Source organism: Streptococcus mitis (assembly GCF_003942695.1).
Classification (GTDB): domain Bacteria; phylum Bacillota; class Bacilli; order Lactobacillales; family Streptococcaceae; genus Streptococcus; species Streptococcus mitis_BD.
The window spans coordinates 16,006-27,592 of sequence record NZ_RJNU01000008.1 but is presented as its reverse complement, the minus strand read 5'-3'; the positions used below and the strand labels follow the sequence as shown (position 1 = coordinate 27,592).

Below are 11,587 nucleotides of genomic sequence, written 5' to 3'. Positions count from 1 at the left end.
CCTTGAGAACTATTGAACATAGTGAGAAGTCTGGAACTTTCATCCCAGACTTTTCCTATTTATTTCTTTTTATTGTTAGCAAGAGCTGCTTTTTGTTGGCGGATGATTTGGTGGTAAACTTGTTGTACCTTGGCTTCGCTTGGTTTTTGACCATTTGCGCTCAAAAGAGCACGAACTGCCTCAGCATTCAAACGTGGGTTGTCAGCAAATTCTTTTTCAATTTGCTTACGCACCAAATACATACCTCCAAGAGCTCCTCCTAGAAAAGCTAGCACAATCAAGACAATTGCTAAAAGTAAGTCCATTCTTTTTCTCCTGTTTCTTTTTGAGTCTTCTATATTATACCATAAAGTGACTTTCCTGACTAGTTTGTTTTACGCTTTCACGAAGGGTAATAGGCGACAAAAAAGGAGCCTTGCATTTCGATGAAAGAGGGCTCCTTGCTGCGTTTATGCTCAATGAAAATCAAAGAGCAAACTAGGAAGCTAGCCGCAGGTTGCTCAAAACACTGTTTTGAGGTTGCAGATAGAGCTGACGCGGTTTGAAGAGATTTTCGAAGAGTATTATTTTACATAAATAGCCAGTGTTTGATAAGGTTTGAGAAGAATTTTCTCAGCCACTTCTGTAGCTTCATAGTTAGAAAGCAAAATCTGTCCATTTTGGTAGACCACTGGCAAGTCGATTTCCACTTCTGTGGCATAAAAGTTATTGAGCACTAGTAACTTTTCATTCTCATACTGACGTTCAAAAGCATAGACTTGCTTACTATCTTCAAAGGCTGGTTTGTAACTTCCTTCTGAGATGATAGGCATTTCCTTACGAAGTCGAATCAAGTTTTGGTAGAAGGTGAAAATCGGACCTTTGATTTCATTTTCTACGTTGATCTGAGGGTAGGATTTTCCTGCCTTCAACCAAGGAGTTCCTCTTGTAAAACCAGCATTTTCTGAAGCATCCCACTGCATGGGAATGCGTGAATTATCTCGTGACTTGGCCTGAATAATCTGGAAGGCTTCTTGCTCACTTTTCCCTCCTTTTAAGAGCATCTGATAAGCATTGATGGACTCGACATCCACATAGTCAGCCATGGAATCATAATCTGGGTCAACCATTCCTATTTCCTCACCCATGTAGATGTAAGGTGTCCCACGTGACAAATGAATGCTGGCAGCCAGCATGGTCGCCCCTTCATTGCGGAAATGTTGAATATCCACAAAACGATTCAATGCTCGTGGTTGGTCGTGATTGTTCCAAAAGAGGGCGCTCCAGCCGTTTTTGTCACTCATTTCCTTGCCCCAGCTATGATAAAGTCTTTTCAACTCTTCAAAGTCAAAGGGAGCCAAGGTCCACTTTTGTCCATCCTTGTAGTCCACCTTGAGATGATGGAAATTAAAGGTCATGGATAACTCCTGACGGTCAGGCGACGAATAGAGGACGCAGTTTTCCATGGTGGTCGAGGACATTTCCCCAACTGTCATAAAACTATCATCTGATCCAAAAGTGGCTTGGTTCATCATGCGCAAATAGTCATGAACGATGGGCTTGTCTGTGTAAGCTGGCTTTCCTTCATTTTCAGGGCAATCCACTAAGACCTCGTCCTTGCCGATCAAATTGATCACATCAAATCGGAAACCTTTGACTCCCTTGTCGCGCCAGAAATTAACAACCTTGAAAAGCTCCTTGCGGACATTGGGATTTCGCCAGTTAAGGTCAGCCTGGCTCTCATCAAAGAGGTGGAGGTAATATTTCCCTGTATCCCCGAAAGGTGCCCAGGCAGAGCCACCAAACTTAGACTGCCAGTCTGTCGGTTGGTCTTGTATGAAGAAAAAGTCTTGGTAATACTGGTCGCCAGCTAGGGCTTTCTGAAACCATTCGTGTTCTGTCGAACAATGATTGAGCACCATATCCAGCATAAAGTCAATCTTGTGTTCTTTACCGACACGCACCATCTCCTCAAAATCAGCCATATCACCAAAAAGAGGATCTACTGCCATATAATCTGAAATATCGTAGCCATTATCCCGTTGGGGGCTTGGATAGAACGGATTGAGCCAGACCATATCCACGCCTAGTTTCGCTAGATAGGGAATTTTTTCGATAATTCCACGGAAATCCCCAATACCATTTCCAGTGGTGTCTTTGTATGATTTTGGATAGATTTGATAGACTACTTTTCTTTTATCAAGTGCCATCTGTTTCTCCTTTTCTGATAAAAGGGAGGAACCTGATGTTCCTTCCCTGTTTGTGCTATTTCGATTAGATTCGTGTAGCGACCATGAGAACTTCTCCAGCTTGGATAGTTGTTGGATAAGTTCCAGTGATAGTCGCTATATAAGCATCTTGGTTGGTGATGATAACTGGAGTTTCTGTCACGAGACCTGCAGCCTTAATGACATCCATATCAAAACGAATCAATTTCTGACCAACTGTGACGTGGTCTCCTTGGGCTACAAGACTTTCAAAACCTTTGCCATCAAGACCTACTGTATCCATACCGATGTGGATGAGCAATTCTACCCCTTCGTCAGTGACAATACCAATGGCATGCTTGGTAGGGAAAAGAACCGTCACTGTCCCATTTACTGGAGAAGTCAACTCACCGTGGCTTGGTTCAATGACTAGACCTTGCCCCATGACACCTGATGCAAAAACAGGGTCCGTCGCTTGACTCAATTCTTTCACTTGACCAGCAAGGGGGCTGACAATCTCTACTGGAGCAAGGGTTACTGATTCATGACTGACAAATTCCGCTTCTTCTTGGGCAACGAATTCTGCCTGTAAGGCTGTATCGTCCTCTGTTTTTGTAAAGAAGCCTGCCTTACGGAAGAAGAAAGTCAAGAGCATTGGTACAACAATAGCAACTAGCATGGTTCCTGCAAACGGCAGCATGTATTGAGGTTGAATAGAGAGGATACCTGGCAAACCACCGATACCAATAGAAGCCGCCGTTACATTGAAAGTAACGGACAACATGCCGGCAAGGGCCGAACCAATCATCCCAGCTACAAATGGATATATGTATTTGACATTAACCCCAAAGAGGGCTGGTTCTGTAACACCGAGATAGGCTGAAATGGTTGCAGGAAGTGAAACTTGAGCCTCACGCTCATCATGACGATGCATGAAATAATAGGCAAATACGGCTGAACCTTGGGCAATATTAGAAAGAGCAATCATAGGCCAGAGAGCAGTTCCGCCAGCATCCGCAATCAATTGTGTGTCGATGGCATTGGTCATATGGTGCAGACCGGTAATGACAAATGGAGCGTAGAGGGCACCAAAAATCGCACCGAAGAGCCATTTAACTGGACCAGTCAAACCTGCCAAGACAACTGCTGAAAGTCCTTGTCCAATTGTCCAACCGATTGGTCCCAAAACAGTGTGAGCCAAAATCAAAGCTGGAATCAATGACAAGAAAGGCACAAAAATCATGGAAATGACTTCCGGAATATGCTTGCGCCAGAAAATTTCAAGATAAGACAGACTCAAACCTGCAAGCAAGGCTGGGATAACTTGAGCTTGATAACCAATACGATTAACAGTAAAGTAGCCAAAATTCCATACCCAGTTGGCTGCGATTTCTTCTGTTGAAGTAGACGCTACTGCATAGGCATTCAGCAACTGTGGTGAAACCAAACAGATCCCGAGAACAATTCCCAAGATTTGGCTGGTTCCCATCTTACGAGAGACAGACCAAGTAATCCCTACTGGTAAGAACTGGAAGATTGCTTCACCAGGCAACCAGAGGAAGTGATTAACCCCTGACCAAAACTGAGAGGATTCTGTGATGGTCTTGCCATCCAACATCGACCAATGAACACCTTCTAAGACATTACGGAAACCGAGGATCAAGCCTCCGACAATCAGGGCTGGAATAATCGGTGTAAAGATTTCCGCCAGAGTGGTCATAACACGTTGGACCACGTTTTGATTGCTCTTAGCTGCGGACTTGGCTGCTTCTTTGGAAACACCCTCAATGCCTGAAACAGCTGTAAAATCATTATAAAAGATTGGCACGTCATTCCCAATAATCACCTGAAATTGACCCGCATTGGTAAAGGTCCCTTTGACGGCTGGAATCGACTCGATGGCCTTAACATTTGCCTTCTTTTCGTCACCGAGAACAAAGCGCATCCGTGTCGCACAGTGGGTGACAGCAGTCACATTTTCTTTGCCTCCGATTGCCTGAAGCAGATCCTTGGCTTCTTGTTCAAATTTTCCCATTTGATTCTCCTTATACTTGTCAAAGCAAGCTTGACTTGATAGCTCTATTGTAAACGATACCAAACTTGTAGGCAACTTGTTTGTTGTAAAAAAAGGATATTTTTGTAAACTTTCTAGCACTTGTATGGTAAAATAGATACAAGTGTGTATAAAGTAAGACTCAAAATTCATTTAAGGAAGCAAGATGAAGAAATACCAACAATTATTTAAGCAAATCCAAAAAACCATTCAAAACGAGACATACGCTGTCGGAGATTTCCTCCCCAGCGAGCACGACCTCATGAATCAGTATCAAGTAAGTCGTGACACCGTCCGAAAAGCTCTGTCCCTCCTCCAAGAGGAAGGATTAATCAAAAAGATAAGGGGGCAAGGTTCTCAAGTCGTCAAAGAAGAAACCGTCAATTTCCCTGTCTCTAACCTAACCAGCTACCAAGAACTGGTTCAAGAACTTGGACTACGCTCTAAAACCAATGTGGTCAGTCTGGACAAGATCATTATCGATAAAAAATCCTCACTGATCACCGGCTTTCCAGAGTTTCGGATGGTTTGGAAGGTGGTCCGCCAGCGTGTAGTAGATGACCTGGTATCCGTTCTGGATACGGACTATCTGGATATGGAACTGGTCCCAAATCTCACTCGCCAAATCGCTGAGCACTCTATCTACTCGTATATAGAGGACGACCTCAAACTTACCATCGATTATGCTCAGAAAGAAATTACCATTGACCACACGAGTGACCGAGACAAGATTCTCATGGATATTGGCAAAGACCCTTATGTCGTTTCAATCAAGTCAAAAGTCTATCTCCAAGACGGGCGCCAGTTTCAGTTCACCGAAAGTCGCCATAAACTAGAAAAATTTCACTTTGTTGACTTTGCCAAAAGACATCCGAAATAAACACTTACAGTTGGGGATACTCTCAACTGTTTTTTAGTAGTAAACGATCTAGTTGATAGTTGGAAAAGATGGACTGCTTGCTACTTATTCTACTATTTTAAGAAAAAACAACAGCAAATATGTATCTTGCTAAAAAGCTATTGACAAATGCTAAGCGATCATTAGAATGGGAGGTGAGGAGATAAATAGAAACAAATTAAAAGGAACTGCTTTATAAAATGTAAGCGGTTTCGGATAAACAACGGAGGTTTTTATGAAAAAACACTTTTGGGAGAAATCCTGTCGCTATAGCATCCGCAAACTAACGGTTGGGACTGCTTCTGTTTTGCTAGGGGCTGTTTTTCTATCCAGTCATACAGTCTCAGCTGATGGTATTGAAGTGCAGCAAAATGACCCAAGTATTGTCGAGACTACAACTAAACCTAATAGTGGATCAGAGCAGATTGAACCGACTGAGACCACTAAACCAGCTCTAGTTGAGACTCCAAGTTCCGAAAGCAAGCCAGCTGAGGAGACTCCGAAGACAAATAGTCAAGCTAGTGAAGAAGCCATTGTAGAAGCTAAAGAAAATAAGGAACCTGAAAAGGCAGATCAGCCAGTGACAAAGCAAGAAAACTACCAACTCAACTACGATCAGCCAACAGCTCCCTCCTATGATGGATGGGAAAAACAAGCCCTTCCTGTCGGAAATGGAGAGATGGGAGCCAAGGTTTTCGGTCTGATTGGGGAAGAGAGAATCCAGTACAACGAAAAGACCCTCTGGTCAGGAGGACCACAACCCGATAGCACCGACTATAACGGAGGAAACTACAAGGACCGTTACAAGGTCTTAGCAGAGATACGTAAAGCCCTCGAAGCTGGTGACCGCCAAAAAGCAAAACAGCTAGCTGAACAAAATCTAGTTGGACCAAACAACGCCCAGTATGGACGTTACCTAGCCTTTGGAGATATCTTCATGGTCTTTAATAACCAGAAGAAAGGACTAGATACTGTAACTGATTATCATCGTCGTTTGGATATCACTGAAGCCACTACGACCACTTCTTACACCCAAGATGGGACGACCTTCAAACGCGAAACTTTCTCCAGTTATCCTGATGATGTCACTGTGACCCACTTGACCAAAAAAGGAAACAAGACACTTGACTTTACCCTTTGGAACAGTTTGACAGAAGACTTGCTTGCTAATGGAAACTACTCTTGGGAATATTCTAACTATAAGAATGGTCATGTCACTACAGATACAAACGGAATCCTTCTAAAGGGAACTGTTAAAGATAACGGCCTCAAATTTGCATCCTATCTAGGAATTAAAACGGATGGAACAGTTACTGTTCAGAATGAGACACTAACCGTTACAGGCGCAAGTTATGCAACCCTCTACCTCAGCGCCAAAACAAACTTTGCTCAAAATCCTAAAACCAACTATCGAAAAGACATTGACCTCGAAAAAACAGTTAAAGGGATTGTAGAAGCTGCTAAGGCCAAAGACTACGAGACACTGAAAAAGGCCCATATCAAGGACTATCAAAGTCTCTTTAACCGCGTTAAACTAAACCTAGGTGGAAACAAGACTGCTCAAACGACTAAAGAGGCCCTTCAAGGCTATAACCCAGAAAAAGGGCAAAAACTGGAAGAACTCTTCTTCCAATACGGACGTTATCTACTCATTAGTTCGTCTCGCGATCGGACAGATGCCCTTCCTGCCAACCTACAAGGAGTCTGGAATGCTGTAGACAATCCACCTTGGAACGCTGACTACCACCTCAATGTCAATTTGCAAATGAACTATTGGCCTGCCTACATGAGCAATCTTGCTGAAACTGCCAAGCCAATGATCAATTACATTGACGACATGCGCTACTATGGTCGTATCGCTGCTAAGGAATACGCAGGTATCGAATCCAAAGATGGACAAGAAAATGGTTGGCTGGTCCACACTCAAGCAACACCATTTGGCTGGACTACTCCTGGTTGGAATTACTATTGGGGGTGGTCGCCAGCAGCTAATGCCTGGATGATGCAGAACGTCTATGACTACTATAAATTCACCAAGGATGAGACTTATCTCAAAGAAAAGATTTATCCAATGCTCAAGGAAACCGCTAAATTCTGGAACTCCTTCTTGCACTATGACAAGGCCAGTGACCGTTGGGTGTCTTCTCCATCCTACTCACCAGAACACGGTACCATCACCATCGGAAACACCTTTGACCAGTCGCTAGTTTGGCAGCTATTCCACGACTACATGGAAGTCGCTAACCATCTGAAAGTCGACCAAGACTTAGTCACAGAGGTCAAGGCTAAATTTGACAAACTAAAACCACTTCATATCAACAATGAGGGCCGCATCAAGGAATGGTACGAAGAAGACAGTCCGCAATTCACTAATGAAGGGATTGAAAATAACCACCGCCACGTTTCCCATCTAGTTGGGCTCTTCCCTGGTACACTCTTTAGCAAGGACCAGGCTGAATACCTAGAGGCTGCGCGTGCTACTTTAAACCACCGTGGAGATGGTGGTACTGGCTGGTCTAAGGCCAATAAAATCAATCTCTGGGCTCGTCTACTGGACGGTAACCGTGCTCATCGCTTGCTCGCTGAACAGCTCAAATACTCAACCCTAGAAAACCTTTGGGATACCCACGCGCCTTTCCAGATCGATGGCAACTTTGGAGCAACCAGCGGGATGGCAGAAATGCTCCTGCAATCTCATACTGGCTATATTGCGCCATTGCCAGCCCTTCCAGATGCATGGAAAGACGGTCAGGTTTCTGGATTGGTTGCCCGTGGTAACTTTGAAGTCAGCATGAAGTGGAAAGATAAAAACCTGCAAAGCTTGTCCTTCCTTTCAAATGTCGGAGGGGACCTAGTTGTAGACTATCCAAACATCGAAGCCAGTCAGATCAAGGTCAATGGCAAACCAGTCAAGGCAACGATTCTTAAAAACAATCGCATCCAACTGGCAACACAAAAAGGTGACGTCATTACCTTTGAACACTTCCCTGGTCGCATAACCAGTCTGACAGCAGTTCGACAAAATGGAGTCACTGCCGAACTTACCTTCAATCAAGTAGAAGGCGCTACCCACTATGTCATCCAAAGACAAGTGAAAGACGCGTCTGGCCAAGCCTCTGCAAGCAGAGAATTTGTAACCAATCAAACCCACTTTATTGACCGCTCACTAAATCCTCAACTCGCCTATACCTATACCGTCAAGGCTATGCTGGGAGAAGTTTCTACACAGGTATCCGAAAAGGCTAATGTCGAAACCTACAGCGAGTTGATGGATGACCGAGATAGCCGCATCCAGTACGGAGCTGCCTTTGGAAACTGGGCAGACTCAGAATTATTTGGAGGAACAGAGAAATTTGCTGACCTTTCAAAAGGGGACTACACAGACGAAGACATCACTGCCACCATTCCTTTCACTGGTGTTGGTATCGAAATCTATGGACTAAAATCGTCCGAACTAGGTCTTGCTACTGCTAAAATTGACGGAAAAGAAGTTGGAGAACTTGATTTCCATACTGCTGGAGCAACTGAAAAAGGTAGTCTCATTGGTCGCTTTACAGGATTAGCAGATGGACCTCATACATTGACTCTTAGCGTTAAGCGTGAGCACAAGGGACGTGGAAGTGAACGCTCGAAAATTTCATTAGACTACTTCAAGGTCCTATCTGGAACAGGCAACACGATTGAAAAAATGGATGATCGTGATTCGCGCATCCAGTATGGTGCCCAGTTTAAGGACTGGTCTGACCCGGAACTCTACGGAGGTACGGAAAAATACGCTGACATCAACAACAGCGACTCTAGTGCAGCTTCAGAAGCTCAGGCAACCATTTCCTTTACTGGTACAGGCATTCGTATCTATGGTTTGAAGAGCCTTGCCCTTGGACGAGCGCGTGTTACATTAGATGGCAAAGAAATGCCAAGTCTAGACTTCTATACGTCAGGTGCAACTGAAAAAAGGGCCTTTATTGGCGAATTTACAAATCTCACTGACGGTCCGCACACCCTGACATTACGTGTTGACCCAGATTCACCAGAAGGTCGCAAGAAAATCTCTCTAGACTCCTTTGATATCATCAAAGCTCCAGCTGTTGGTATAGATAGTCCAAGTATCGCTCCTCTCAAGGAAAACGATAAAGAAATTTCCTTAACCCTACCGCCTGGAGACTGGGAAGCCATCGCTGTAACCTTCCCAGGTGTCAAAGATCCTCTAGTATTGCGCAAAGTGGACGAAACGCATCTGGTTACAAGTGGGGATCAGACCGTGCTATCAATCCAAGACAATCAAGTTCAAATCCCAATCCCTGAGGCTACTGATCGACAAACTGGAAAAGCGATTGAAGCTTATGCCATTCAAGGAACTACCACAAGCAGTCCTGTCGTAGCTGTCTTTACTAAAAAAGATGAGAAAAAGGTTGACGAGAAGCAGCCAACTACAAGCAATGGAGACGAACCAGCTCCTACTGTTGAAATTCCTGAATATACTGATCCTATCGGAACTGCGGGACAAGAAGAGCCGCCTACGGTGACAATCCCTGAATACACTGAACCTATCGAGACTGCAGGGCAAGAAGAAGCTCCTACTGTTGAAATTCCGGAATACACCGAGCCTATCGGAACGGCAGGGCAAGAAGAGCCACCTACGGTTGAAAAGCCTGAATACACTGAACCTATCGGAACGGCGGGGCAAGAGGAGGCCCCTACCGTAGAAATTCCTGAATACACCGATCCTATCGGAACTGCTGGGCAAGAAGAAGCTCCTGTAGTAGAAAAACCTGAGTACACTGGTCCTATCGGAACTAGCGGAGATCAGGCTGCTCCAACCCTCACCCGACCTGAGTATCAGCTGCGTGTCTTGAAAGGCAAGGAAACCGGAGTGGAAATTATTGGTGGAGTTAGTGACTTAGAAGGAATTTCTCACGTTTCTAGCCGACGTGTCTTAGCTCAAGAACTCTTTGGCAAGACCTATGATGCTTACGACCTACAGCTTAAAAATCCAACCGATCATAGCTTGCAGCCAAAAGGCTCTGTCTTGGTTCGATTGCCTATTTCAGCTAGCGTAGAAAATATCTACTACATCACTCCGACCAAGGAGTTACAAGCTCTTGATTTCACCGTTCGAGAAGGAATGGCAGAATTCATCACTAGTCATTTCAGTACCTATGCTGTCGTCTATCAAGCTGCTGGAACAACCTCTGCCACGGAGAAAAAACCAAGTGGTTCAGATGTAGAAACCTTGGCACACGGCGCTGAACAACTTTCAGCTAGTTCTAACCTTGCTAAAGCTGGAAATCATTCTCCTAAAAAACAACTTCCAGCAACAGGAGAAACATCTAATCCACTCCTCTTCTTAGCAGGCCTCAGCCTAGCCCTTACAGCCACTTTTATGTTAAAAGGAAGAAAGGATAAATCCAACTAACTTTTAACATAAGAAAAACAGGATGAAGAACAACTTCATCCTGTTTTATTTTTTACAGCAGGTATAAAAAGGCTAGGGTCAAGAGACTTGCTAGAAGTCCAACTCCCCAAAAGAAGAAGTCAACCTTCCACTCGCTCCAAGGATTGCCCTTGCCTGAGAATCCTCCAAGCTCAAAATGGTGATGGACAGGTGTCATACGGAAAATACGCTTCCCACCACTAAGTTTGAAGTAGGTAACCTGCATCATAACAGAGCTTGTCTCAAAAACATAGATAATCCCAATCACCAAAAGGGTCCATTCTTGGTGAAGAGCCATAGAAATAGCTGCTAGCATTCCACCAAGAGCCAGACTCCCCACATCTCCCATGAAGACCTTGGCAGGCTTGTGGTTAAAGACGAAGAAGCCTAGTAAACCACCAATCATGGCAAGAATCACAAGTAGGATATCGAGTTGATTTTGCATATAAGCAATCACACCGTAGGCCGACAAGCTAATCACTACGGAAATACTTGCTAAGCCGTCAATCCCGTCAGTCAGATTCACCGCATTTGAAAAGCCAACTAGCCAGAAAAGGGCAAAGAAAATATAGAAAATACCCAGGTGAACTTGGTAGCCAAAGACAGAAAGCATATCTCCACCACGCTCATAAAAGAGGTAGAAAATCACTCCTCCAAGCAACTGGAGTGCAAGTTTTTGCTTGGGATTTAAGCCCTCGTTGATCTTGCGAAAGACCTTGAGAAAATCATCCAAAAAGCCTACCAAACCATATAAAACTAAAATAAACAAAATCATGCCTACATTGTTGGTCAATTGTTGGGTAAAGAGAGCAACCAGAAAGCTCATCACTACTGCAACGATTAGGAAGACAAGACCTCCCATGGTTGGAGTCCCAGCTTTAGCTTGGTGTTGCTTGACATCCTCATGCATCTGCTGACCCGTAATCTGTGATTTTCGATAAAATCGGATAAAGGCTGGAATACCTATCAAGGTCAATAGAAAGGCTAGGACTCCAGCACTAATGGAACTAATCATC

The 11,587-nt window shown here is 44.2% G+C and carries 6 protein-coding genes; 2 read left to right on the top strand and 4 right to left on the bottom strand.

The genetic code is table 11. The annotated features are described in order from the left end of the window. Positions 1–59 precede the first annotated feature (59 nt). From D8852_RS06785 to treP, 3 genes are all read right to left on the bottom strand, one after another. Positions 60–305 (bottom strand): YneF family protein, encoded by a 246-nt coding sequence (locus D8852_RS06785; RefSeq protein ID WP_000364986.1) that lies wholly within the window; start codon positions 303–305, stop codon positions 60–62. Between the two features lie 258 nt (positions 306–563). Continuing rightward, positions 564–2,189 carry an alpha,alpha-phosphotrehalase gene (gene treC, locus D8852_RS06775; RefSeq protein ID WP_125425159.1) on the bottom strand — a complete coding sequence of 542 codons (1,626 nt, stop codon included), beginning with the start codon at positions 2,187–2,189 and terminating at the stop codon, positions 564–566. Positions 2,190–2,253: 64 nt separating this feature from the next. Then, the gene (gene treP, locus D8852_RS06770; protein WP_185755593.1) at positions 2,254–4,221 is read right to left on the bottom strand and encodes a PTS system trehalose-specific EIIBC component; all 1,968 of its coding nucleotides are present in this window, start codon (positions 4,219–4,221) and stop codon (positions 2,254–2,256) included. A gap of 184 nt (positions 4,222–4,405) precedes the next feature. On the opposite strand from treP, the gene treR reads away from it, so the two are divergent. Beyond that, on the top strand, positions 4,406–5,119 hold the full coding sequence (gene treR / locus D8852_RS06765) for a trehalose operon repressor (protein ID WP_125425158.1): 714 nt from the start codon (positions 4,406–4,408) through the stop codon (positions 5,117–5,119). 253 nt (positions 5,120–5,372) lie between these two features. Next, complete coding sequence (locus tag D8852_RS06760; protein WP_125425157.1) at positions 5,373–10,553, top strand: SIALI-17 repeat-containing surface protein; 5,181 nt, start codon at positions 5,373–5,375, stop codon at positions 10,551–10,553. Positions 10,554–10,605: 52 nt separating this feature from the next. On the opposite strand, the gene mraY is transcribed toward D8852_RS06760, so the two are convergent. After that, entirely contained in the window at positions 10,606–11,586 is a 981-nt protein-coding gene (gene mraY, locus D8852_RS06755; RefSeq protein WP_125425156.1) for a phospho-N-acetylmuramoyl-pentapeptide-transferase, read from the bottom strand. Between the last annotated feature and the right edge of the window lies 1 nt (position 11,587).